Origin of the sequence: Acholeplasma equifetale ATCC 29724 (genome assembly GCF_000687735.1) — a bacterium.
In the GTDB taxonomy this organism is placed as follows: domain Bacteria; phylum Bacillota_I; class Bacilli_A; order Acholeplasmatales; family Acholeplasmataceae; genus Acholeplasma; species Acholeplasma equifetale.
In genome coordinates this window covers 34700-60114 of record NZ_JHXL01000006.1, presented here as the reverse complement: position 1 = coordinate 60114, position 25415 = coordinate 34700, and the positions used below count along the sequence as shown (strand labels likewise).

22 protein-coding genes and 1 riboswitch are annotated in these 25415 nt (G+C 29.5%); of the genes, 21 read left to right on the top strand and 1 reads right to left on the bottom strand.

Features of this window, described 5'->3' with window-relative positions:
* Position 1 precedes the first annotated feature (1 nt).
* The 9 genes from T434_RS0104100 to T434_RS0104060 all read left to right on the top strand — a co-directional run bounded on the left by T434_RS0104100 (position 2) and on the right by T434_RS0104060 (position 9829).
* Complete coding sequence (locus T434_RS0104100; protein ID WP_026400020.1) at positions 2–1318, top strand: HD-GYP domain-containing protein; 1317 nt, start codon at positions 2–4, stop codon at positions 1316–1318.
* A 54-nt stretch (positions 1319–1372) separates the two neighbouring features.
* A riboswitch (SAM riboswitch) is annotated at positions 1373–1470 on the top strand.
* Positions 1471–1529: 59 nt separating this feature from the next.
* The gene (gene metK / locus T434_RS0104095; protein ID WP_026400019.1) at positions 1530–2696 is read left to right on the top strand and encodes a methionine adenosyltransferase; all 1167 of its coding nucleotides are present in this window, start codon (positions 1530–1532) and stop codon (positions 2694–2696) included.
* Positions 2697–2805: 109 nt separating this feature from the next.
* Positions 2806–3366: a LemA family protein gene (locus tag T434_RS0104090; RefSeq protein ID WP_162150720.1), complete on the top strand. Its 561-nt coding sequence runs from the start codon at positions 2806–2808 to the stop codon at positions 3364–3366.
* 75 nt (positions 3367–3441) lie between these two features.
* The gene (locus T434_RS0104085) at positions 3442–4362 is read left to right on the top strand and encodes a DUF3137 domain-containing protein (RefSeq protein ID WP_026400017.1); all 921 of its coding nucleotides are present in this window, start codon (positions 3442–3444) and stop codon (positions 4360–4362) included.
* 1 nt (position 4363) lies between these two features.
* Positions 4364–4819: an NUDIX hydrolase gene (locus T434_RS0104080; RefSeq protein WP_026400016.1), complete on the top strand. Its 456-nt coding sequence runs from the start codon at positions 4364–4366 to the stop codon at positions 4817–4819.
* 12 nt (positions 4820–4831) lie between these two features.
* The gene (gene secA, locus T434_RS0104075) at positions 4832–7294 is read left to right on the top strand and encodes a preprotein translocase subunit SecA (protein ID WP_084301081.1); all 2463 of its coding nucleotides are present in this window, start codon (positions 4832–4834) and stop codon (positions 7292–7294) included.
* A gap of 3 nt (positions 7295–7297) precedes the next feature.
* A complete protein-coding gene (gene prfB / locus T434_RS0104070; RefSeq protein WP_026400014.1) occupies positions 7298–8398 on the top strand; it encodes a peptide chain release factor 2 in 1101 nt (366 codons plus the stop codon).
* A complete protein-coding gene (locus tag T434_RS0104065; protein ID WP_162150719.1) occupies positions 8388–9263 on the top strand; it encodes a YitT family protein in 876 nt (291 codons plus the stop codon). Before prfB ends, T434_RS0104065 begins: the two co-directional genes overlap by 11 nt.
* Positions 9260–9829 (top strand): regulatory protein RecX, encoded by a 570-nt coding sequence (locus T434_RS0104060; RefSeq protein ID WP_026400012.1) that lies wholly within the window; start codon positions 9260–9262, stop codon positions 9827–9829. Before T434_RS0104065 ends, T434_RS0104060 begins: the two co-directional genes overlap by 4 nt.
* Before the next feature lie 20 nt (positions 9830–9849).
* On the opposite strand, the gene T434_RS0104055 is transcribed toward T434_RS0104060, so the two are convergent.
* Positions 9850–10671, bottom strand: coding sequence for a Cof-type HAD-IIB family hydrolase (locus T434_RS0104055; RefSeq protein WP_026400011.1), 822 nt, complete (start codon positions 10669–10671; stop codon positions 9850–9852).
* Between the two features lie 126 nt (positions 10672–10797).
* Between T434_RS0104055 and T434_RS0104050 the strand changes: the two genes are divergently transcribed.
* The 12 genes from T434_RS0104050 (at position 10798) to polA (ending at position 25404) form a co-directional block, all read left to right on the top strand.
* Positions 10798–11568 (top strand): hypothetical protein, encoded by a 771-nt coding sequence (locus T434_RS0104050; protein ID WP_162150718.1) that lies wholly within the window; start codon positions 10798–10800, stop codon positions 11566–11568.
* The gene (locus T434_RS0104045) at positions 11565–13685 is read left to right on the top strand and encodes a DNA translocase FtsK (protein WP_051614386.1); all 2121 of its coding nucleotides are present in this window, start codon (positions 11565–11567) and stop codon (positions 13683–13685) included. Before T434_RS0104050 ends, T434_RS0104045 begins: the two co-directional genes overlap by 4 nt.
* Positions 13686–13715: 30 nt before the next feature.
* A complete protein-coding gene (gene ylqF / locus T434_RS0104040) occupies positions 13716–14546 on the top strand; it encodes a ribosome biogenesis GTPase YlqF (protein ID WP_245588321.1) in 831 nt (276 codons plus the stop codon).
* On the top strand, positions 14527–15114 hold the full coding sequence (locus T434_RS06925; RefSeq protein WP_156934094.1) for a ribonuclease HII: 588 nt from the start codon (positions 14527–14529) through the stop codon (positions 15112–15114). Before ylqF ends, T434_RS06925 begins: the two co-directional genes overlap by 20 nt.
* A 138-nt stretch (positions 15115–15252) precedes the next feature.
* Entirely contained in the window at positions 15253–17046 is a 1794-nt protein-coding gene (topA, locus tag T434_RS06920) for a type I DNA topoisomerase (RefSeq protein ID WP_162150716.1), read from the top strand.
* A 261-nt stretch (positions 17047–17307) separates the two neighbouring features.
* A complete protein-coding gene (locus tag T434_RS07685; RefSeq protein WP_162150715.1) occupies positions 17308–18186 on the top strand; it encodes a peptidase U32 family protein in 879 nt (292 codons plus the stop codon).
* Positions 18179–19363: a peptidase U32 family protein gene (locus tag T434_RS06915; protein ID WP_156934093.1), complete on the top strand. Its 1185-nt coding sequence runs from the start codon at positions 18179–18181 to the stop codon at positions 19361–19363. The genes T434_RS07685 and T434_RS06915 overlap by 8 nt, the downstream gene beginning before the upstream one ends.
* Positions 19364–19406: 43 nt before the next feature.
* Positions 19407–19901, top strand: a complete 495-nt coding sequence (gene tpx, locus T434_RS0104015) for a thiol peroxidase (protein WP_035358324.1) — start codon at positions 19407–19409, stop codon at positions 19899–19901.
* 98 nt (positions 19902–19999) lie between these two features.
* Entirely contained in the window at positions 20000–20956 is a 957-nt protein-coding gene (ftsY, locus tag T434_RS06910) for a signal recognition particle-docking protein FtsY (protein WP_162150714.1), read from the top strand.
* Positions 20956–21273, top strand: a complete 318-nt coding sequence (gene ylxM / locus T434_RS06905; RefSeq protein WP_162150713.1) for a YlxM family DNA-binding protein — start codon at positions 20956–20958, stop codon at positions 21271–21273. The genes ftsY and ylxM overlap by 1 nt, the downstream gene beginning before the upstream one ends.
* Positions 21267–22670: a signal recognition particle protein gene (gene ffh, locus T434_RS0104000; RefSeq protein WP_425393898.1), complete on the top strand. Its 1404-nt coding sequence runs from the start codon at positions 21267–21269 to the stop codon at positions 22668–22670. The genes ylxM and ffh overlap by 7 nt, the downstream gene beginning before the upstream one ends.
* A gap of 103 nt (positions 22671–22773) precedes the next feature.
* A complete protein-coding gene (gene polA / locus T434_RS0103995; RefSeq protein WP_026400004.1) occupies positions 22774–25404 on the top strand; it encodes a DNA polymerase I in 2631 nt (876 codons plus the stop codon).
* Positions 25405–25415 lie beyond the last annotated feature (11 nt).

Sequence of the window (25415 nt, the reverse complement as noted above, 5' to 3'; positions counted from 1 at the left end):
CATGTTAGAAAAACCAAAAAATAAACTTAAAGGGCTTGGTAAACGACTTTTCTCAAAGTTTTTTGGTTTTGAAACAGGTATTGATATTACAAATGAAGTAGCAGTTTTATATAGAAGAAACGTCGTTATTAAAAATATCGTCTTTTTATCAAACCTTTTATATTCATTTGTGTTCTTTATTCTAGGTTTTTCAGTAGCCAATCCAACAACTGATTGGTTATTTGCTGTTGCATCATTACCAATTACATATGCGGTAGGACGATTACAAAAAAAATTAATTGATTTAGACCATAATGATTTAACGAAACAGCAAATAGCGATGTATGTATCAAGCTTTTGGATTTTCATATCAGCCATACTTGTATATGTAAGAATATATGCAGTAGGGAATAATCAATTATTTGAAACAGCAAGTTACGTTTTAATTTATTATGCCTTAGTTGAAATATCGCTTTATCAAGACAAAAAACTACTTTCTAATTCATTTGTTTCATTATTAGGCTTTGTTACATTTCTTCATATAGCAGTAACTTATAACTTCTTTAATTTAGGTTTAACTTGGCAAGAATTTATTGAACACTTATTTACAGATCATGAAATGGCAATGCAAGTAGGTTCACTAGCACTTAGAACAATTATTTTTATACTATTTTATTTAGTTAATTATATTATTGTTTCAATTGGTCAATTTATTCAAGAAGAACGTAAAAAGGAACTTCAAAAGCGTCGTGAAGTTCAAGGTGATTATACACACATCGTTAGAAATCTATTCAACGTTGTTTTCCAAGCGTCATCTTCATTACTTGATGAATCACACGCTAAATGGGTTGCATTAATTGCTAAAAAGTTAGCTGCTGTTTATAACTTAGATGAAATTACGATTAACGACATTGAAAAGTATGCATTAATTCATTTACGATTTGATGAGATTAAAGACATTATGCTTGATTCAAATTCGTATGATGAGCAAAGTTATGAAGTCTTAAAAACAAAAACAGAATTGGGTAGTAAGATTGGTAAAAGATTACAACTTGCTCAAAAATGTAACGACATTTTAAGAAGTCATTATGAAGGAACAGCTGATGAAAAATTAATTACTGAAATGCGTAAGATTCAACCTGAAATTGAAAGTCAGATTATTTTACTTGCTGATATGTATATTTCACTAAGAAACGCTGCTTCATATCACAGACCTAATACACATCAACAAACGATTCAATTATTCCAAAATCAGTTATTTCATTATTTTGAATACAATTTGAAAGAAACATTTTTACGTTATCACGAAGAATTTGACGCAATTTACAGAGAATTTTAAAAAACTATTTACATTTTAGAAAAAATAAAGTATCATTGTTAAGAAATTGAATACAACTTATTCAGAGCAGGTGAGGTTATCGGTCTTAAGACCCTGCAGCAACCTATTAAATTAGGTGCTCAACCGAGAGGGGAAAATCCCAACAATAAGGATTGTAAAATAATACTTCCTTATTGGAAGTTTTATTTTTGAAAAAGGAAGGTTAAGCATTATGAGTTATATATTTTCAAGTGAAAGTGTGTCAAAAGGACATCCTGATAAAGTTGCAGACTATATTGCAGATAGTATTTTAGATTACTGTTTATCAATTGACCCAAATTCACGTACAGCAATAGAAGTTGCACTCGCAAATCAATCTGTTTTCATTTTTGGAGAAGTTAATACAAAAGCTGATTTATCATATGATAATGTTGTAAAAATTGCTAAAGAAGCAATTGCTTTTTGTGGATATGGAGATCCAAAATTCTTATTTGATTTGAATCAAGCAAAATTTACAGTTGAAATACATCAACAAAGTAGTGATATTGCGATGGGATTAGATGAGTCTAATGGTAAAGAACAAGGTGCTGGCGACCAAGGCATCATGTTTGGTTTTGCTAAAGATGATACAGAAGCTTTATTACCATTACCTATTTATTTAGCTCATCGTTTAACTGAAAAAATTTCACAAGTTAGGGAAAAAGGAATTATTAAAGGTTTAGGACCTGATGCTAAGTCACAAGTATCAGTTTTATATAGTGATGACCACAAACCATTAAAAGTCACTGCGGTTGTTTTATCTACTCAGCACGAAGAATCAAAATCAATGGATGAATTAAAAAACGAAGTCATTGAAAAAGTTATTAAAACTGTTATACCTAGCGATTTATTAGATGTTGATACAACATATTATATTAATCCTACAGGACGTTTTGTCATTGGAGGACCTGTTGGTGATTCAGGTTTAACAGGAAGAAAACTTATTGTAGATACATATGGGGGATATTCACGTCATGGTGGCGGAGCATTCTCAGGAAAAGATGCTTCAAAAGTAGATAGAAGTGCTTCATATATGGCACGCTATTTAGCTAAACAAATTGTTGCAAGTGGTATTGCAAAAACTTGTGAAATTCAATTAGCTTATGCAATCGGAGTTGCAGAACCTGTAAGTATTTATGTTAATACGTTTAATACAGGATTAATTGAAGATAAAAAAATAGAAGAAATTATTGTTAAAAACTTTAAACTAACACCTAAAGCAATTATTGAAAAATTACAATTGAAAAAACCAATATATAAAGGTACCGTTCATAATGGACACTTTGGTAAAGATGGAAATGAATTCAAATGGGAAGACGTTGATAGCCTTGATGTCTTCAAAAATGCTTTAAATAAATAAAATTCAGTTTAATCAAAGCGTATTTATTATATTTCATTGATATTTTTAGTCATTTATTATAAAATAATAAAGACAAGGTTTACTATAAAACTCAGCGAGGTGCTTAAAAATGGAATGGGTATATATAACACTTGGTGTCATAGCAGTTGTTGCAATTATCATTATTGCATGGGTAATTTCCACAACAAATGCATTTAATAGAATGATTGTTAAAATTGATGAATCAGAATCAAGTATTGATATTGCATTAACAAAACGATATGATTTATTGAAAAAAATGGTTGATGCAACAAAAGGATATGCAAAACATGAAAAAGAAACATTAGAAAAAGTTATCGCAATGAGAAACTTTAATAAAAATGCTTCAATTCATGAAAAAGAAGAATTTGCAAATGAACTTACACAAGGTTTAAATGCTTTAAACGTTGTTGTTGAACAATATCCAGATTTAAAAGCATCACAAAATTTTGCTAAGCTACAAGATGCTTCTGTAGAAGTTGAAGAAAACCTTCAAGCTGCAAGAAGAGTATACAACTCTAATGTTTCAGTATACAATCAAAAAGTTGTGACATGGCCATCAAGCATTGTTGCTAACTGGAAGGGATTCTCAAAACGCGATTTCTTCGAAGCTGAAAGTGCAAAGAGACAAGACGTAGAATTTAATTTCTGACAACAAAATTTAAATGTATAAGCAGAAGCATTTTTCGTATTGTTTCTGCTTTTTTAATAAGAAGAGGTTATAGCGATGATAGAAAAACTTGAAAGTTTAGAAAAAGAACGACAAGCCATATATGATGAAATGAAAAAATACCAAAAAGCAGGGTTTATTATTGGTGGTATTGGTATATTATTTTTAATAATTAGTGTTTTAGGTTTTGAGTATTTATCAGTACTTTTTCTGTTCGGCATTATTTTATTTATAGTTGCTGTAATTGTTGTATCAATTGGTGAAAGTAAAGCAAAACCTTTTAAAAAAAGTTTTAAAGAAAGAGTTATTCGAACATTACTTGAATCATATTATGATGAATTAATATATGAGCCATCAATCGGTATACCAATTGATAAGATATTAAGCACACAACTTGTTAAAAAACCTGATCGCTATCATTTAGAAGACTATATTTCAGCATCTTATAAAAAGGTTAAGTTTCAAGTATCTGATATTAATTTAGAAGAACGACAAGTATATCGTGATTCAAAAGGACGTACACACGTTCGATATGTAACATATTTTAAAGGTCGATGGTTTATCTTTAAGTTCGAACGACAATTTAAAGATTCATTGAGAGTTGTTGAAAAAGGGTTATCAAATTACATGACATCGTTAAATGGATTAGAAAAAGTAGAAACAGAAAGTATCGAATTTAATAAAAAGTTTTCGGTTCAATCTACCGATAAGGCACATGCGTTTTACATTATTACACCTAAAATGATTGAAAATATTATGGCTCTTGAACAAGGCTTTAGAGGCCATATCTCATTATTATGGCGTAATAATGAGTTACATATTGCAGTTAATGACAGTGTAAATACTTTAGAACCAAAAATAAGTCAACCACTTACTGATGAAGGTATTAAATTTTATCTTCCTGATATTATTATCATGAAGGAGATTATTGAAGTATTTGGTTTAAATCGATCTAAATATATGAGTAGTGATTTATAATATGGACTACATAAAAAATATTAGAAAAAAAATAGGTCATGATCCAATATTTATGCCAACTGCAGCTGCTATTATTTACCAAGACGGAAAGATTCTTTTACAAAAAAGAAAAGACAATGGGTTTTGGGCAATACATGGTGGAGCAATGGAGTTAGGTGAAACAATTGATGAATGCTTGGTAAGAGAAGTCAAAGAAGAAATTGGATTAGTACCGAAAACATATCGTTTTTTCAAGAACTATAGTGGTCGTGATTTTATGTATCAATATCCAAATAAGGATATTGTTTACATCGTTGAACATGTTTATATTATTGAAACATTTGATGGAAATATTGCAATTGATAAAAGTGAAGTTATGGATTGTAAATGGTTTTCAATCCATGATATACCTTGGGATGAGTTAATGCCTCATAACAAGATTATCATCAAAGATTATATTAGCCAAATTTCAAAATAGAGGAAGTGTATTATGGGATTATTTGATTCTACAAAAAAAGCATTAAAAAAATATAAAAAAATCGCTTTAAAGATTGAAGCATTAAAAGAGCAATATCAAAAATTGAGCGATGAAGAACTAAAAGCTCAAACAGAAATCTTTAAAACAAGATTAAAAAATGGTGAGACTTTAGATGACATTTTAGTCGAGGCGTTCGCAACCGTTCGTGAGGCATCAACACGTGTTACTGGGATGACACCATTCTTTGTACAATTACTTGGTGGTATTGCGATTCATAATGGTAATATCGCTGAAATGAAAACAGGTGAAGGTAAAACCCTAACAGCAGTTATGCCTGCTTATTTAAACGCGTTAAATGGTCAAGGTGTTCATATTGTAACAGTCAACGAATATCTTGCACGACGCGAAGCAGAAGGTATCATTGGTGATTTATTCCGCTTCTTAGGATTAACAGTTGGATTAAACTTAAGAGATTTAACACGTGAAGAAAAAAAGGCAGCATACGCATGTGATATTATGTATTCAACGAACTCTGAATTAGGTTTTGATTATTTAAGAGATCACATGGTTTTATATCATCAAGATATGGTAGCACAACGTGGTTATCCATATGCTATCATTGATGAGGTTGACTCTATTTTAATTGATGAAGCAAGAACACCATTAATTATTTCTGGTCCTGCTAAACAAACTCAAAATCTTTATCAACAAGCGGATCGTTTTGCTAAATCATTAAGTGATGAAGACTATGAATTAGATGTTGAATCAAATACTGTTGAACTCACCGAATCAGGTATTAATAAAGCAGAAAATTTATTTGGCATTGATAATCTTTATGATTTAAAACATGTATCGTTATTACACCATATTAACAATGCTTTAAAAGCAAATTACACAATGCATCGTGACAAAGAATATTTAGTTCAAGATGGTGAAGTTTTAATTATTGACCAATTTACAGGTCGTATTTTAAGAGGTCGTCAATTCTCTGAAGGATTACATCAAGCTTTAGAAGCTAAAGAAGGTGTAGAAGTAAAAAAAGAAACTGTTACTGTTGCAACAATTACATACCAAAATTTCTTTAGAATGTATAAAAAATTATCTGGTATGACAGGTACAGCAAAAACTGAAGAACCTGAATTTATTGAAATTTATAATATGCAAGTTATTGAAATACCAACAAACAAACCGGTAATTCGTGAGGATGCACCTGATTATTTCTTTGTAACAAAAGAACAAAAACTTAATGCATTAGTTGATGAAGTTGAACGACGTCATAATTTAGGTCAACCAATATTAATAGGTACGATTGCTGTAGAAACATCTGAAGAAATTTCAATGTTACTTCGTAAACGTCGTATTCAACACGAAGTATTAAATGCTAAAAATCATGAACGTGAAGCTGAAATTGTTGCAAAAGCTGGTCAAAAATACGCAGTTACAATTGCAACCAACATGGCTGGACGTGGTACAGATATCAAATTAGGTGAAGGTGTCGCTGAACTTGGTGGCTTAGCTGTATTAGGATCTGAAAAGCACGAAGCACGTCGTATTGATAACCAGTTAAGAGGTCGAAGCGGTCGTCAAGGAGACCCTGGTTTTTCACGTTTCTATTTATCTGCAGAAGATGAGTTAATGATTAGACGTGGTGGAGAACGTTTTAAAACAATTATTGGAACTTTAGAAAAAGCTCAAGTAACAGGACAACCAGTAACATCACGTATGATTTCAAGTATTATTACAGGCGCTCAAAAACGTTCTGAAGGTATTAACTCTGAAATTCGTAAATCTGTCTTAAAGTATGATGATGTCTTAAGATTACAAAGAGAAATCATTTATGAACAAAGAACCATGGTTTTAACGACAGAATCTGTTGAAGATAAAGTTGAGTTATTCATCAATCAAGTTGTTGAAAGCGAAATTGATGAGTTTATTGAACCTGTTGGACGTGGTAAATTTAACATTAAAGATGATTCAATTATTCAACATTTTGAATCATTCTTATTACCTAAAGGTACATTAGATAAACAACATCTTGAAACTTTAGATGAAAATGGTGTTGTTGAATATGTTAAACAAAAAGCTAAAGAAGCACTTCATTCAAAGAAAAATGATGTGCCAATTGAAATATATAATGAATTTTTAAAAGTGATTATGTTACGTGTGATTGATACATATTGGATGAGACATATTGATACAATGCAAGAATTACGTCAAGGTGTCAGACTTCAAAGTTATGGTCAACAAAACCCACTAATCATTTATCAAAAAGAGGGTAAGAGATTATTTGATGAAATGCTATATAACATCTCAAGAGATGTTGCTCGTTATGCATGTTTAGGTCGAATTCAAGTGAACGTTGAAAGAGAAGCTGTTGTAAAAAATACATCAACAAATCAAGGTGATTCACAAAAACCAAACAAACCTAAAAAGGTTAAAGTTCATCGTAATCAATTACCATGGATGAGAAGGTAATTTATGGAACGCTACGAAGTTAATAAAGTATTAGAAATGTTTGAAACATCAATCAATGATTTAGAAAAAGCATTGAATGTTTCTAAAATGGAAGCACGTATTTCAGAATTAAATGATTTAATGCAAAATCCAAATTTTTGGAGCAATCCAAATCAAGCAAAAGCAGTTACAAAAGAAGAAAATCAACTTAAAAGACAGCTAAACTTTTTTAAATCACTTAAAAATCAATATCAAGATATTGAAATGTGGTTTGAAGAAGCAAAAGAAGGAACAGATAGTTGGTTAATTTTAGAAGAAGAAATTGAAGATTTAAAAGAAAAAATTGAAAATTTTGAAATTGAAGTATTATTAAATGAAGAATATGATGATCGAAATGCAATTTTAGAACTTCACCCTGGTGCGGGTGGTACTGAGTCCATGGATTGGTGTGGTATGTTATTACGTATGTATCAAAGATACGCACAAAGAAAAGGATTCAAAGTTGAAATGTTAAACTACTTACCAGGTGAAGAAGCTGGTGTTAAATCAGTCACATTAAGAATAAGTGGTGAATATGCATATGGTTATTTAAAAGCTGAACGTGGTGTTCATAGACTTGTTCGTATATCACCATTTGACTCAAATAAGCGCCGACATACATCGTTTGTTTCATGTGATGTGTCACCAGAATTTAGTGATGATATTGAAATAGAAATTAAAGATGAAGATATTCGTATTGATACATTTAACTCATCAGGTGCTGGTGGACAAAGTGTTAATACGACATATAGTGCTGTTCGCTTAACACATATCCCAACAGGCATTGTTATTAGTATGCAAAATGAACGTAGTCAAATCAAAAATAAAGAAGCTGCGATGACCATTTTAAAATCAAAATTAATGCAATTAGAACTTGAAGCTAAACGTGCTAAAATTAATGAAATTAAAGGGGTAAAATCAGAAATTGGTTGGGGTTCCCAAATTCGTTCTTATGTCTTCCAACCATATCAACTTGTTAAAGATCATAGAACCGATTATGAATCATCAAATGTCAATGAAGTCATGGATGGTTACATTGATGAATTCATTAATGCATATTTGAAAGGAATGGGTCATGAAGAGTAATATTTTCAAAGATTATCTATTTATTACAATTGGCGTTTTCTTACTTCATATTGGGTTTTACTTCTTTTTACAGCCTATACAAATGGTTATAGGTGGTATGATGGGGCTATCTATTTTATTAGAACCTGTCATTCCTTTAAGTGTAGGTACAATTTATTTAATTTTAAATATTGTATCGTTAATTGTTGGTTTATTAGTTTTTGGTAAAACATTCTTTATAAGAACTTTTTATGCAGCATTATTGGCACCATTGTTAACAACTTTATTCGAAATTTTAGAAATACCTAGTGATTTGTTCATTAATAGTGATATGGTATCTCCACACAATCAATTATTAATCAGTGCGTTAGCATCTGGAGCACTAATTGGTATTGGTATGGGTCTTGTCTTAAGACATAATGCGACAACTGGTGGTATTGATGTTTATCAAAAAATGATTAATAAATATTTAAAAGTACCATTTACAGTTGCGATGTATTTAACGGATGGTTTATTGGTATTAATAGGTATGGTATTTAATTTTGAGGTTGGAATATTTGCAATTATATCAATTGTAATTACAACAATTCTACTTGAAAAAGTGGCAATTTTCGGAAGAAGTGCTTATGCTATACTTATTATCACAGATCACGGTGAACGCGTGAAAGATGAAATATTTAGACGTACAGAACGTGGTGTAACAAAAGCCAAAGTGGTTGGTGGATACACAGGTAAAGATAAAGAAATGATTATTACAACAGTAATACGTCAAGAACTTTATCATATTAAAGATTTAGTATTAGAAGTTGATCCTAAGGCGTTTACGCTCATTCTTCATACAAAAGAAGTCTTAGGTGAAGGATTTCATCGAGATGAGTTAACATGATTATTAAAAGTATTGAAAAATATAAAAATCAATATAAAGTTACTTTTGAAGATGACAGTAAAATCATTGTTAGTGAAGATATCATTGTTAAGTATCATTTAATCAAAGGAAAAGAGTTTAATGATTTTGATGTAATTGAAACTGAAAAAAAACTTGAAGAGATTTATAAAAAAGTAATTCGATTTGCATCATTTGGTAAATCAGAAAATCAAATTAAATCATATCTTTATGATTTAGGCATTGATGATATTGATGTAATCATTAAAAGATTAAAAAGAGAAAAATATATCAATGATGATGCATTAATTCGTAGTTTGAAAAATAAAAATTATTCAAAACTTCAACTCAAAGAGAAATTAATGTATTATCAATTTGATGAAATACTTATTGATGAAATCATTGATTCATACGATGAAACAAAAGCACTTAATAAAATATATACAAAATTATTAACTCAATATAAAAAAGAACAAGGTCATAAAAAAAATGAGAAATTATATAGAAATTTAATTTCAAAAGGTTTTAATGAAACTTTAGTTCAATCCATTTTAAAGATAGAAGAATAAAAAAGCACCAAATGGTGCTTTTATTTTAGATTTAAGTATTTTAATAAATATTTTGCAACGCCGTCTTCTTCATTTGTAAATTCAGTAATATCTTTTGCAACACTTTTCACTTCATCACAACCATTTTTCATTGCAACCCCATGATGGACTCCAGAAATCATTTCAATATCATTAAAACTATCACCAAATGCTATAATATTTTCTTTTGGGAAATTTAGTAGTTGTTTAACGTATTTGACGCCAGAAAGTTTTGTTGTTGAAGCGTTTGCGATTTCATAAACTGCGTGTTTTTGATCTTTACCCCAAAAAAAGTATCTAAGTTCATTACGATGATCTTTTAAGAATTTTTCAAATTGATCGATAAATTGGTTTTCAATAAGATAAATTAAACCCGCAGGTTCGTTATCATAATCTAAGAAGTTGCAATGTATTAATTTATTTGGATCAAGTTTTTCACTACCTAAGAAAATTTTATGTAAACGTTCTAAATATTGATAAGAAAAAACATAATCTTTATATGAGTAAAAAGCAGATACTAAATAAGGTTGACTAAATTTAAATAATTCATGATTTAATTTTGAAGGTATACCATCAACTATAATTTTATGACCATTATCGCTAGGTATTCGAATTGTACCACCGTTATCGATAATAAGTGGATTATTAGGATTAATTTCTTCGTAATAATCTTTACATGAATGATAAGGTCTACCGGTTGAAATAACAACTTTATGCCCTAATGATTCAATTTTATGTAAAGTGTTTTTAGTAAATTCAGAGATTTTAGATGAAGCATCTAACAGTGTTCCATCTAAATCTACAAAAATCAAATATTGTGCCATAACGATACCCCTTTATCATACATTCATTCGCCATTATCTCATATTTTATATGAAAGGACAAGTTTTTCAAAATTAATATCATGTATAATATATAGTATAATATGTAAAAGGATTGATTTTACGTATATGATGGAAATTACTATTGGATCTTTAACAATTGATATATCAGGAATTATTACATTCTTTTCAGGTGTAATCTTTGGTTTTATCATTTTAGCTTTATGGTATTTAGTGGCTGTTATAGCATCACTTAATAAAAGTAAAAAGATTAAAAAAGTTGATGAAGCTGATATTGATCAAAAAGAGATTGAATGGTTGATTGATGATGCTCACACACAGTTTAAAAATAAAAAATTAAGAGATGAAGTTGGATTTGGAAGACATTTACTAAATGTAAGTTTAGATTTAAGTAAAGATATAGCACAAAAATTTTATCCAAACAGTAAATACCCATACTTAGAGTTAACTATCGATGAAGCAATTTTATTATTAAGTTATGTTTCTAAGCGATTTGATGAATTGTTAGAAAAACCAATTTTAAAAATGTTTAAAGGTATGACTTTACGTCGTATTATGACATTGAATGATGCTAAATTAAAAATTGATAATAATTTAATTGTTAAAAAGGCTAACCAATATAAGTTGACAAAATGGTATAAAAACACGATGATGGTTTTAAATGTGGTAAATCCTGTTTATTGGTTTAGAAGATTAATAGTTAATAATGTAATGGGAATTATTTTAGAAAAGTTAGGATTAGTTGTTATATCTTTAACTGGTGAAGAAACTTATAAAGTTTATTCTAAAAAAGTATTTAATCAAGATGTTGAAATTGATAGTGGTATTGAAGATTTATATAATGAGATTGAATCTGAATTAAAGGAGGATAAGTCATGAAAAAACAAAAACAAAAAACAAATACATTTTATGACGACCAATTTGTAATACCTCAAATTCCGAAGATTGAGGGTTTAAGAGAGTCACATAAATACGTTAAAGAGAGATTTGTTTCTCCTTTATTTGGTGCCGATGTTAAAGATGAAATCTCTGTACCATTTGTTGTTCGTGTAATTGGAGATAAAGTAAAAAAATATGACGCATTTCGTGATAAACCAATATTAGATGATGAAAAAGCCAAACAAGAACACGGCTCAAAATATTATGAATTTAAATCAAGCGTCATTAATAAAGAAACGCGTAAACAAGTTTTTGGTGTTGATTCGTATAAGAATCAAGAAAAAGAAGAAAAGGTCATTGAAGAACCTAAAAAGTTTGAAGAAAAACCATCTCGTTTTTATGAGCATACAAACCAAGCACATGAAAAACCATTGGAATCCTTGAAACAAGATATCGAATCAAGTGAAACAAATTTACCACCTTGGATGCGAGCGCGTAATGCAGAAATGGATATAGAATATCAAGATGATTTAACGATTGAAACACACCAAAGACCAACAGTAAAAACAAAATTTGGATTTGAAAATATCATTGATAAAGAGAATCATTCAATTGAAGAAGAATATAAATACGAAGAAAAACCAAAAGTACGAGAGTATACACAATCTCATACTTTTAGTCGAAATCGTGATTATCAATTACCACCAATTTCTTTATTAAGAAAAACCAATCGTAATCTTGATGAACAACCAGAATGGTTAAAACGTCAAGTTCAAATTATTAATCAAACATTAATTGATCATGCCGTTGAAGGTGAAGTAGCACATAGTAAAAAGGGTCCAACTGTTACACGACATGAAATATCTTTAGAGCCAGGTGTTCCAGTTAAAAGAATTACCGCTATACAAGATAATATCATGATGAATTTATCTGCTAAATCACTACGTATTGAAGCACCAATTCCAGGAAAACCTTATGTAGGTATTGAAGTACCAAACGATGAAGCTGAAATTGTTTCATTTGGTAATGTTGTTGATACAAAAGAATTTTTAGAAGACCATGAAAATCCGTTAAAGGTAGCCTTGGGTATGGACATTGATGGTACAAACATTTATGTCGACATTGCTAAAATGCCACATGGATTGATTGCTGGTGCGACAAGTTCTGGTAAAAGTGTGTGTGTTAATACGATTTTAGTTTCTTTATTATTAAAGAATAAACCTGAGGATTTAAAGTTGGTATTAATTGACCCTAAAATGGTTGAATTAACCCCCTATAATGATTTGCCACATTTATTAACTCCTGTAATTACAGATCCAAAAATGGCTGCAACAGCTCTTAATTGGGTTGTTGATCAAATGGAAGAAAGATATCGTAAATTTGCTGACACTCGAAGTAGAAATATTACATCATATAATGAAAATATTCGCCGAGGTTTAATCCAAGAAGAAAAAATGCCTTATATTGTGATTGTAATTGATGAATTAGCTGACCTTATGATGGTTGCTGCACACGATGTGGAAGATGCAATTCAACGTATTACACAAAAGGCACGTGCAGCAGGTATCCATCTTTTAGTTGCAACCCAACGTCCAACAGTTGATGTTATTCGTGGTACGATTAAATCAAACATTCCAACACGTATTGCGTTTAGAGTAGCATCATTTACAGACTCAACAACAATTTTAGATGGTGCAGGCGCTGAACAATTATTAGGTCGAGGCGATATGTTATTAAAAGAAGCAGAACGTCCGGTTCGTCTTCAAGGTGCGTATATTTCAAATGATGAAATTGATAGTGTAATTGATTTTATCAAACAACAAAGAGAACCTGAATATAAAATTAAACATGACGAATTAAAAGTTAAGTTTGAAGCTAAAGAACGAGAATATGATGAAATCTTTGTTGATATTGCTCGATTTGTTGTTGAAGAAAATCAATGTTCAATTAACAATATTACAAAAAACTTTGAAGTTGGATTTAATAGAGCTCAAAAAAATGTGACTCATTTAGAAGAGTTAGGTATTGTATCACCTCAACAAGGTACCAAGGCTAGAGAAGTATTGGTAACTATGGATGAATTAACTGAGATACTTAAGAAAGCAGGCTTGATTTAATTGAAACAAGTACAATGGTTTCCAGGGCATATGTTTAAGTCTTTTCGTGAAATGAAAGAAAGACTTAAACTTATTGATATTATGATAATTTTAGTTGATGCCCGTATACCTTATAGTTCAATGAATCCAGAAATATTAAAGCTCGTTGGTGAAAAACCAACGCTTTTATTGTTCAATAAAATGGATTTAACAGATAGAAAAAGTTTGAATCAATGGATAAAATACTATGAAAATTTAGGGTTTTATACATTAGAAATAAGTAGTGAAACAGGTTTTAATATTAATCGTATTTATACTCGTACAAAAGAAATATTAAGTGAAAAAATCCAAAAAATGGAAGCTAAAGGTGCTAAGTTTGGTTCGATTCGTGCGATGATTGTTGGGATACCTAATGTTGGTAAATCAACATTAATTAATAAACTTGCAAATAAGAAAGTTGCAGTAGTTGGAAATAAACCAGGTGTTACAAAATCTCAACAATGGATTAAAATTAAAGATGATTTTGAGTTACTTGATACACCAGGTGTTTTATGGCCTAAATTTGATGATCCTGAAGTAGGGTTAAATTTAGCTGTAACTGGTGCGATTAAAGATGAAACATTACCACTTCACGAAGTATGTAACTATTTAATTAGTTATTTAGTAAAGCACTATAAAGAGCGATTAGTAGAAAAATATAGTATTGAAAACATTGATAATTTATCTTTAGAAGAAATTTATGATGCGATTGGTAAAAAAAGAGGTGCACTTGAAAAAGGTGGATTTGTTGATTACGATCGTGTCATGCACATATTATTAAATGATGTAAGAAGTAAAGCATTAGGAGCACTGTCTTTTGATAATGAAAAACTTAATATATGAAGAAAAATATCAAGCATTAGGATATAAATTAATTGCAGGTGTTGATGAAGCAGGTAGAGGCCCTTTAGCAGGGCCTGTTGTTGCTGCTGCAGTGATTTTAAAACCTAACTTTTATGATGAACGTATCAATGATTCAAAAAAATTATCTAAAAAGATGCGAGAAAAACTTAAAAATATTATTTTAGAAAATGCTATAGCATATTCAATTAGTATTGTTTCTCATGAAGTAATTGATGAAATTAATATTTTGGAAGCTTCAAGACTTGCTATGAAAGATGCTATTTCAAAATTAGATATAAAACCTGATTTTGTATTAACAGATTATATGAATATTGATCCAATACCTCATGAGTCGATTGTGAAAGGTGATGCAGTCTCATTTACAATTGCTGCTGCAAGCATACTTGCTAAGACAAAAAGAGATGAATTAATGAAAAACTATCATGAACTTTACCCAGAGTATGATTTTTTACATAATCAAGGTTATGGGACAAAGAAACATTTAGAAGCAATTAACCAATATGGATTATCACCTATACATAGAAAAACTTTCAAATTACATAAATAAACTTACATAGTTTACCGTAATTTGATTTTTTTCTATATATTATATAGAAGATAAAAACGACTTAAAAACACACTTGACAATATAGAATGAGTCGTTATATTGTATTAGATATAAAGATTCTGGGAGGAGTTTAAATATATGTCAAAACGCGTGATTATTGTTGAATCACCAGCAAAATCTAAGACAATAGAAAGTTATTTTAAGCATGAAGTAATGGTCTTAAGCAGTGTTGGACATATTAGGGACTTAACTATATCAGGTAAAGAAGGTTTAGGTGTTGATATTGAACATGGATTTGAACCAAAGTATCAAATTATAAAAGGAAAAAATAAACTTGTTCAAGAATTAATACAAAAAACAAAAGGCAAAGAAGTGTTACTTGCAACCGACCCTGACCGCGAAGGAGAAGCAATCGCTTGGCATTTAGCTCAAGTTTTAAATTTAGATCTTAATTTAAAAAATCGTATTGTCTTTAGAGAGATTACTAAAAGTGCTATTAATGAAGCGATTAAAGAACCACGTTCTATTGATCAAAACTTAGTCAATTCTCAAGAAACAAGACGTATTTTAGATCGAATTATTGGTTTTAAATTATCTCATTTATTAAGAAATAAAATTAAATCAAAATCTGCAGGAAGAGTTCAAAGCGTTGCATTAAAATTAATTTGTGACCTTGAAAAAGAAATTCAAGCATTTATACCTGAAGAGTACTATACAATACATGCACACTTTAGTGATTTTAAAGCGGATTATCGAATTCCAAAAGATAAAAAAATTAAACGCGAAGAAGCAGATTATATTGTTGGAACTTCAACAAATCCATTTACAGTTACTGAAATTAATGAAAAAGACATATATCGTCAGCCAAAACTACCACTAATTACCTCAACACTACAACAAGAAGCCATTAATTCATTAGGACTTACAAGCCAAAAGGTTATGAGTATTGCTCAAAAGTTGTATGAAGGTGTTGAAATTGAAGGTGAACGTACGGGTTTGATTACTTATATGAGAACTGACTCAACCCGTTTAAGTCAAGAATTTATTTATAGTGGTCAAGCATTTATCAAAAATAATTTCGGTGAAGAATATGTTGGTCGTTATCAAGCAAACGTAAAAGAAAATAGCCAAGATGCGCATGAAGCTATTCGACCAACAAATATATACAATACACCTGAAAAAGTTGAAAAATATTTAACTAAAGAAGAATTCAAGGTATATAAAAAGATTTATGAACGTGCGTTAGGTTCGTTAATGCGTCAAGCTGTCTTTAAACAAACTTCAATAGTTTTAAAGACTAATGAGCATGTATATGAATTAGAAGGTATGGTTTTAAAATTTGATGGATTCTACAAAGTAAGTAGTGATCAACCAAAAGATAAACTTATTCCAGAATTCAAAATTGGTGAACAATATCATGCTGAATTTGTTGAAGCATTAAGAAAAGAAACACAACCACCAGCTAGATATAGTGAAGCTACACTTATTAAAGAATTAGAATCAAAAGGTATTGGTCGTCCTTCTACATATGCGACAATTATTCAAACACTTAAAAGTCGTGATTATGTTGTCATGGATAAAAAAAGATTTATACCAACTGAACAAGGTATGCTCACAGTAGAAGAACTTTCTAAATTCTTTACATCAATTATGAATGTTGAGTATACATCAAAGATGGAACATGATTTAGACATTATAGCTGAAGGTAAAATGACACGAATTGAAGTCCTAAATGAATTTTATAAAGATTTTATTGTTCAATACCAAAAAGCTCAAAATGAAATGACAAAAATTAAAGCTAAAGAAACAGATAAAATCTGTCCTATTTGTGGATCAAAATTAGTTATAAGAAAATCTAAATATGGTGAATTTTTAGGTTGTTCATCTTATCCAAAATGTAAATATATAGAACCTATTCAAGGAAAAATGTGATAAAAAACATACTTAAGTAAAAGTCTTTACAATAAAAAGACCATAGTATTATAATAAGGTCGCATCCAATCCAATGGGTGCTACTTATCCCCTATTAGTGTACAAAGTACACAAATCCCCTTTAATTGACCCCGGAGCCCTTCGCTTCGGGGTCTCATTTTTTTATTTTCTGTAAATATACAATTATCTTTAATATTGTTTAATAACATTGACATTAATACTATAAATCTATAAAATCATAGTGGATTAGAAGGTGATTGGATGAAATTATTATCAATGATTCATGATGTTCAAAATATCAATAAATTAAGTGAACATCTTGATGGATTTATCTTAACGTTTACAAAATATTCAAAAAATATTACGTATGATTTTACTTTGAACTATTTAGAAGTTATCGATCAAATAAAAAAACTTAATAAAGAAGTATTTTTATCATTTAATCGATTATTTACTGATTTTGAATTAAGTCATTTAGAAGAGTTTATTAAAGACTTACCTTTTGATAAGATTGACGGTATTTTTGTTGCTGATATTGGAACACGTTTTATCATTAAAAATGTCAATCAAAAAGTGGAAGTGATTTATCACCCTGAAACCTTACTTACAAACACATTTGACTTTAATTTTTTAGAACCAGATTTTAATGGAGCTTTTGTTTCAAAAGATATTACTTTAAAAGATATCATTACAATTGGTTTAAATAAAAAATTAAAACTCTTTTATACTGGACATGGACATATGTCAATGTTTTATTCAAAACGTCCAATTCTTTCAAGTTTTAAATCATTAGTATCCAAAGATATTGAGGTTAAGGATAACTATGAATTAAATTTAAAAGAACCAAAACGTCCTAATGAATTTTTCAAAGTATTAGAAGATGACAGTGGTACACATGTATTTAGAGGTTATGTACTTGCAAGTTATCCATATTTAGATGAATTAGAAAAAGTTGTTGATTATTTGGTAATCGATTCATTATTTAAAGATGATGAATATATAATGAGTATTGCTCCACTTTATCGTGGTCAAAAGTTAAATGATGAACAAATAGATAAAATCAAACAAACTTACAATGAAGAATGGCATGATGGATTACTCTTTAAAAAGACTGTGATAAAAGGTGATATCGATGATTGAGTTATTAGCACCTGCTGGTGATTTAGAAAAATTAAAGATTGCAATTTTATATGGTGCAGATGCAGTATTTATTGGTGGAAAATCATTTTCATTAAGAGCTAATGCATCAAATTTCACAATTGATGATATTAAAGAAGCATGTATCTTTGCTCATGAGCATGGAAAAAAGGTATATGTTACAACAAATGTCATTCCACATGAAGAAGATATGGAAGGTTTATTACCATATTTAAAAGATTTAGAATCATGTGGTGTTGATGCTATTATTGCTGCAAGTCCAGTCATTATCCAAACTGCGCTAGATTATACGAATTTAGAAGTTCATATTTCTACTCAGCAATCTATTATGAATATACCAACAATTAATTATTGGAAAAATAAAGGTGCTGAACGTGTCGTATTAGCACGAGATTTAACGTTAGATGAAATTGAAAATATCAGAAAAAAAACTGACATTGAAATCGAAGTATTTATTCATGGAGGCATGTGTGCGGGATATAGTGGTCGTTGCTCATTATCAAACCACTTAACAAATCGTGATGCGAACCGTGGAGGTTGTGCACACACATGTCGTTGGTTTTTTGATTTAAATGAAGATAAAGAAAAAATAGTTGATCAACCATTTTCAATGTCATCAAAAGACTTAAATGCGATTCATGAGATTCCAAGACTCATTGAAATAGGTGTTAATAGTTTAAAAATTGAAGGTCGTATGAAGTCATTGCACTACATCGCAACAGTTGTAAATACATATAGAAAAATTATTGATGAGTATTTACAAACTGGAAAAATAGAAGATTTTACAAAATATGAATTAGCAATGCAACATGCAGAAAATAGAGAAACAGCAAAAGGATTTTTCTATGGACTACCTACGAAAGAAGAACAGTTATTCTTAAAACGTAGCGAAAAAGTGATGCAAAACTTTGTTGGATTAGTTGTTGATTATGACACTGAAACACAGTTTGCAACTATTGAAACAAGAAATGTTTATTATTTAAACGAAGAGTTAGAAGTATTTTCTCCAACACATGATGGAAAAAAATTTGTTAATGAAGTTATGATGGATGAAAATGGAGAGAATATTGAAAGAGCATTTAAAGCAAAACAGCTATTAAAGGTAAAAGTACCATTTAAAGTTTACCCATACGATATGATTCGTGCAAAAAGAGTCTAAGTTAAGTAGTAAAACCTTATAATAATAGTAAGAGGTGATTTCAATGAAAACAATGAAAGGTAATCCGATTACTGTTTTAGGTGAAGTGCTACATGTAGGTGATATCGCAAAGGATGCAGTATTGGTTAATCAAAATTTAGGTGAAACAAAATTAAGTTCATTTAAGAATGACTATTTGGTTATATCTGTTGTACCAAGTTTAGATACATCAGTTTGTGATTTGCAAACGAGACAAATTAATGAACGTCTAGCGAGTTATAAACATGTCGATGTTATAACAATATCAAATGATTTACCATTCGCACAAAAAAGATGGTGTGGTGCAGCAGGATTAAATATTGTGACTTTAAGCGATCACAAAGATTTAGATTTTGCAATGAAATATGGTGTTTTAATCCAAGAATTAAGATTACTAGCAAGAAGTATTTTTGTACTTGATAAACATCGAAAAGTTTTATATGTTGAATATCTAGATGAGATGAGTCAACATCCAAATTATGATCGATTATTTGAATTTATTGAATCTTTAAAAAAATAAATAGGGTTTAAATATCTAACAATTAAAACTGTTAGATATTTTTTTATTTAGATAACCGAATATGTTATAATAAATGAAGTAGATAAGGAGTTGACTTCATGGGGTTTTTTAGGAAGTTATTTGGATTAAAGCCTAAAAATGAAAAATATCAAATGGGTTTACATAAAAGTAAAACGTCATTTGATAACTTAAAAAAATTATTAGATGAATCAGATAAGATTGATGAAGATTTATTTGATGCAATTGAAGATTTATTAATTTCAGCTGATATAGGTGTTGATACTGTTTTATATTTCACAAACGCACTAAGAGAAGAAGTTAAAAATCAAAAATTTACTGATCCAAAAGATTTATCTGAATTAATTGTTGATAAACTTTTTGAAGTATATTTAAAAGGTGATTTACTAGATACAACACTTCGTTTTGATGAAAACAAAACAAATGTTTATTTATTTGTTGGTGTGAATGGTGTTGGTAAAACTACAACGATTGGTAAACTGGCTAGAATGTATAAAGATCAAGGTAAAAAAGTTTTAGTAATTGCTGGGGATACATTTAGAGCTGGTGCGATTGAACAACTTCAAGAATGGGCTAGAAGAGCAAATGTTGATTTTTATGCAAAAGATGCTGGTGTAGATCCATCAAGTGTTATTCATGATGGTTTAATTGAAGCAAAAAATAAAAAATATGATTTAGTTTTAGTTGATACAGCAGGACGACTTCAAAATAAAACAAACTTGATGAATGAGTTAGCTAAAATGCGTCGGGTTATTGAAAAACACTTTCCAGATAGCCCTCAAGAAACTTTATTAGTAATTGATGCAACTACTGGTCAAAATGGTATGAATCAAGCACATATATTTAATGAAACAACTCAACTTACAGGTATTGTACTCACTAAATTAGATGGAACTGCTAAAGGTGGTATTGTTTTAGCAATTCGACATTTATATAATTTACCGATTAAAATGGTTGGATTAGGTGAAAAAATTGATGATTTAGTACCATTTGATATTGAACAATATATTTATAATTTATTTAAAGGATTTTTTTGATGGAACAAATTGAAAAAAATGCATATTTAAATATTTTGTTTAGCTTCTATGGCAATCTTTTAACAGATAAGCAAAGAAGTTATTTTGAGATGTATTATTTTGAGGATTTAAGTCTTCAAGAAATTGCAGATGAATTAAATGTTTCACGAAATGCAGTTCATGATCAACTTAAAAATGTTGAAAAACATTTACTTGAGTTTGAATCTAAACTAAATTTATATAAACAATATCAAAAAAGACAAGAAATCATTAAAAAAATAGAAGAAACAAAAGATTTAACTTATCTCGAAGAATTAAGAAAGTTGGATGAATTATGAAAAACTCATTATCTGATCGTCTTCAAATGTTTGTGCGCCGTGCAACAGGCAGAGGGCGTTTAAATGAAAATGATATTGAAGAAATGATGCGTGAAGTACGTTTAGCTTTATTAGAAGCAGACGTCAATTTTAAAATTGTTAAAGAATTTACTAAAAATGTTAAAGAAAAAGCATTAGGAGAAACCATTTTAAAAGGTTTAAATCCGGGACAACAAGTTGTAAAAATTGTTCATGAAGAATTAAAGCGAATCATGGGTGAAGAAACTGTAGGATTAAACTTTGCAAGTAGTGGTTTAACTAAAATTATGACTATCGGTCTTCAAGGTAGTGGTAAAACAACAGCAATCGGTAAACTTGGTTTATGGATTCGTAAAAACTATAAAAAGAAGATTTTATTTGTTGCAGCCGATATTTATCGTCCAGCAGCGATTAATCAGTTAGAAACAATCGGTAAACAGCTAGCAATTGATGTTTACAAGGAAGATGTTAAAGATGCTCGTAAGATCGTTAAAAATGGGTTAAATTACGCAAAAGAAAACAAATACGATGTCATCATAGTTGATACTGCTGGTCGTTTAACAATTGATGAAGATATGATGCAGGAATTAAAAGATGTTAAAGATATTCTTGAACCAAATGACATTTTATTAACAGTTGATGCGATGATGGGTCAAGAAGCTGCTAATGTTGCTAAATCCTTTCATGATCAAATTGGTGCAACAGGTGTTATTCTAACAAAATTAGATGGAGATACCCGTGGTGGTGCAGCGCTATCTGTAAGAGAAGTTGCCAATATTCCAATTAAATTTGCATCAAGCGGTGAAAAGATGGATACAATTGAGGTTTTCCATCCGGATCGTATGGCATCACGTATTTTAGGTATGGGTGATGTTTTAACATTGATTGAAGAAGTTACATCTAATATTGATGAAGATGAAGCAAAATCACTCATGGAAAAAATGATGAGTGACTCATATAACTATTTAGATTTACAAAAACAATTTAAAATGATTAAACGTATGGGTTCAATTACTAAACTTTTAGGATTTATTCCAGGTTTAGGAAAGATGAAAGATGCTATTTCTCAAGTTGATGAAAAACAATTTGATAAAATTAATGTTATTATTCAATCAATGACAGAAGATGAAAGAAAATATCCAGAACTCATTGATAAATCAGCTAGAAGACGAGATCGTATTGCTAAAGGTGCTGGCGTTCAAGTTGCTGATGTGAATCGTTTAAGAGAAATGCTTGAACAACAAAAGAAACTGATGAAACAAATGAGTAAGATGGATGAAAAAGATTTTGAAAAAATAAGTAGAAATCCAAACGCCTTACAACCACAAGTCAAACCTAAAAAAGGTAAAGGAAAAGGTAAGGGAAATTTCAGATTTTAAAGGGTAGTTTCTTTCTTAAGAAATTACTTTTTTTATCCACAAATATTGTGGAAAAAAATTCTATATATATATGTTAAAATAACATATACATGAGGGGGAACTTATGAAAAAAATTACATTAGTTGATGGCAACTCAATACTCTTTAGAGCATATTATGCAACTGCATATCCAGGGGCTAATATTTTGCAGACAAAAGACGGACAATATACCAATGCAGTTTTTGCATTTGCTAATTTAATTGGTAAAATTTTAGAACAATCAGATAATCATATTTTGATTGCTTTTGACACGAAAGAAAAAACCCATCGACATGATGCTTTCAAAGATTATAAAGCAGGAAGAAAAGAAATGCCTGAAGAACTTGCCAGTCAGCTTGCATTAGTTCACGAACTCATTGAATTATTAGGTATTAAAGAATTTAGCCAAGCAGGTTATGAAGCGGATGATATTATTGGTTCATTGGCTAAAAAAGCTCAAAGTGAAGGCTATTATGTTGATATTTATTCATCTGATAGAGACTTGCTTCAACTTGTTGATAAAAACATTACAGTACATTTACTTAAAAAAGGTATGAAAGAAGTTGATCACTTCACACCAGATTCATTTGAAACTCATTATGGTATCAAATTAGAACAATTTATTGATTTAAAAGCTTTAATGGGGGATCAAAGTGATAATATTCCAGGAATACCAGGGGTAGGTGAAAAAACAGCTGTAAAGTTACTTAATGAGTATGGATCATTAGATAATATTATTGAAAAAAGATTTGAAATTAAGGGTAAATTAGGTGAAAATATTCAAGAAAATTATGAAAAAGCGTTATTATCACGATCTTTATCAACGATTCATACAAATATGGAATTACCATTTGAAATTAAAGATACTGAACTTAAAACAATTGATGAAGAAGCCTTAATTTCATTTTTACAACGATTAGAATTAAAACAATTAGCTATTCAATTTAGAAAAAGGGTTGATAAAACGACTAAAGATACAACTGACTTTCAATTTGAAGTGTTAGAAAATGAAACAGATATTAAAGAAAAAATTAAAGGCCCTTTTAGTTTGTATTTTGAATTTTCTGACTTTAATTATCATAAAGCTGAACTTTGGGGTATCGGTTTATCCAATGGTATGAATCATTATTTTATCGATAGAGATGTTTTACTTAATTCTGATGCATTTAAAACATATTTATCAAATAATGATGAAAAATATGTTCATAACTATAAAGCAATTATCGTTTATTTAAATAAACATGGTTTAAAAATTAACCATGTTGTATATGACTTTTTACTTGCAGCATATATTATTAAATCATCGATTGGTAAAGAAGATTTCACTGTTGTTGCACAACTTTTTAATGTTCATGATTTACAATATGATGAAGAAATTTATGGTAAAGGTGCAAAAAAAGGATTACCGGAGGATAAAACTTTATATCAAAGTCATATTGTTAAAAAAGCATTCACAATTTTCCAATTAAAAGATGAAACATTGAATATCTTAAAAGAAAGAGAACAAACGCATCTTTTAAATGATGTTGAATTACCTTTATCAGAAGTTTTATCATCAATGGAAATTGAAGGCATTTATGTGGATAAAGATGAAATTTTAAGACAAACAGAATCCATTATAAAACGTATTGAAAATTTAAGAACAAAGATTATTGAGTTAGCTGGTGTAGAATTTAATGTTGATTCACCAAAGCAATTAGGTGACATATTGTTTGATACACTTGGATTACCAAACGGTAAGAAAACAAAAACAGGGTTTTCAACCGATGTAGAAGTTTTAAATAGTTTAGTAGGAAAACATGATATTATTCCATATATTTTAGAATATCGACAATTAACAAAATTGCATTCAACATATTTAGTGGGCATAAAAGATTCAATATTTGATGATGGTAAAATCCATACAATATATAATCAAGCATTAACGGTTACAGGTAGATTGTCAAGTTTAGAACCTAACTTACAAAATATACCAATTCGAACAGAAGAAGGTAGAGAAATTCGTAAAATATTTGTTGCTAAAGAGAATCATAATTTTGTTGGTGCAGATTACTCACAAATTGAACTAAGAGTTTTAGCTGAAGTTGCAAATGTTAAAAACTTACAACAAGCATTTGATGATAACCTTGATATTCATAAATCAACAGCACAAAAAGTGTTTCATGTTGATCAAGTAGATTCTGAACAAAGAAGACGTGCAAAAGCAGTTAATTTCGGAATTATTTATGGCATAGGTGCATTTAGTTTAGCACAAGACATTAATGTATCGAGAAAAGAAGCTGAACAATTTATTGAACGATATTTAGAAGTATATCCGGAAATTAAAGAATATATGAAAAATATTGTTGAGTTTGCTAAAGTAAATGGTTATGTTGAAACAATTTTAAAACGTCGAAGATATATACCAGAAATTTCAAGCAGTGTCTTTAATATTAGAGAATTTGGTAAACGTACAGCATTAAATGCTCCAATTCAAGGTTCTGCTGCAGATATTATTAAGTTAGCAATGATTAAGTTACATCAATATTTAATTCAAAATCATAAACAATCAAAACTCATTCTTCAAGTGCATGACGAATTGATATTAGAAGTTCCAAATGAAGAAGTCGATGAAATGAAAAAAATCGTACCAAGTATCATGCAAAATGCTTATAAAATGAAAGTTAAATTAGAATCAAGCTGTGATGTTGGAAAGACTTGGTATGATTTAAAATAAAGGAGGGTAAA

What these genes read in the sequence shown, in the direction of transcription:
- T434_RS0104100 (WP_026400020.1), top strand. Translation starts at nt 2, where the DNA reads ATGTTAGAAAAACCAAAAAATAAACTTAAAGGGCTTGGTAAACGACTT.
- metK (WP_026400019.1), top strand. Translation starts at nt 1,530, where the DNA reads ATGAGTTATATATTTTCAAGTGAAAGTGTGTCAAAAGGACATCCTGAT.
- T434_RS0104090 (WP_162150720.1), top strand. Translation starts at nt 2,806, where the DNA reads ATGGAATGGGTATATATAACACTTGGTGTCATAGCAGTTGTTGCAATT.
- T434_RS0104085 (WP_026400017.1), top strand. Translation starts at nt 3,442, where the DNA reads ATGATAGAAAAACTTGAAAGTTTAGAAAAAGAACGACAAGCCATATAT.
- T434_RS0104080 (WP_026400016.1), top strand. Translation starts at nt 4,364, where the DNA reads ATGGACTACATAAAAAATATTAGAAAAAAAATAGGTCATGATCCAATA.
- secA (WP_084301081.1), top strand. Translation starts at nt 4,832, where the DNA reads ATGGGATTATTTGATTCTACAAAAAAAGCATTAAAAAAATATAAAAAA.
- prfB (WP_026400014.1), top strand. Translation starts at nt 7,298, where the DNA reads ATGGAACGCTACGAAGTTAATAAAGTATTAGAAATGTTTGAAACATCA.
- T434_RS0104065 (WP_162150719.1), top strand. Translation starts at nt 8,388, where the DNA reads ATGAAGAGTAATATTTTCAAAGATTATCTATTTATTACAATTGGCGTT.
- T434_RS0104060 (WP_026400012.1), top strand. Translation starts at nt 9,260, where the DNA reads ATGATTATTAAAAGTATTGAAAAATATAAAAATCAATATAAAGTTACT.
- T434_RS0104055 (WP_026400011.1), bottom strand. Translation starts at nt 10,671, where the DNA reads ATGGCACAATATTTGATTTTTGTAGATTTAGATGGAACACTGTTAGAT.
- T434_RS0104050 (WP_162150718.1), top strand. Translation starts at nt 10,798, where the DNA reads ATGATGGAAATTACTATTGGATCTTTAACAATTGATATATCAGGAATT.
- T434_RS0104045 (WP_051614386.1), top strand. Translation starts at nt 11,565, where the DNA reads ATGAAAAAACAAAAACAAAAAACAAATACATTTTATGACGACCAATTT.
- ylqF (WP_245588321.1), top strand. Translation starts at nt 13,716, where the DNA reads ATGTTTAAGTCTTTTCGTGAAATGAAAGAAAGACTTAAACTTATTGAT.
- T434_RS06925 (WP_156934094.1), top strand. Translation starts at nt 14,527, where the DNA reads ATGAAAAACTTAATATATGAAGAAAAATATCAAGCATTAGGATATAAA.
- topA (WP_162150716.1), top strand. Translation starts at nt 15,253, where the DNA reads ATGTCAAAACGCGTGATTATTGTTGAATCACCAGCAAAATCTAAGACA.
- T434_RS07685 (WP_162150715.1), top strand. Translation starts at nt 17,308, where the DNA reads ATGAAATTATTATCAATGATTCATGATGTTCAAAATATCAATAAATTA.
- T434_RS06915 (WP_156934093.1), top strand. Translation starts at nt 18,179, where the DNA reads ATGATTGAGTTATTAGCACCTGCTGGTGATTTAGAAAAATTAAAGATT.
- tpx (WP_035358324.1), top strand. Translation starts at nt 19,407, where the DNA reads ATGAAAACAATGAAAGGTAATCCGATTACTGTTTTAGGTGAAGTGCTA.
- ftsY (WP_162150714.1), top strand. Translation starts at nt 20,000, where the DNA reads ATGGGGTTTTTTAGGAAGTTATTTGGATTAAAGCCTAAAAATGAAAAA.
- ylxM (WP_162150713.1), top strand. Translation starts at nt 20,956, where the DNA reads ATGGAACAAATTGAAAAAAATGCATATTTAAATATTTTGTTTAGCTTC.
- polA (WP_026400004.1), top strand. Translation starts at nt 22,774, where the DNA reads ATGAAAAAAATTACATTAGTTGATGGCAACTCAATACTCTTTAGAGCA.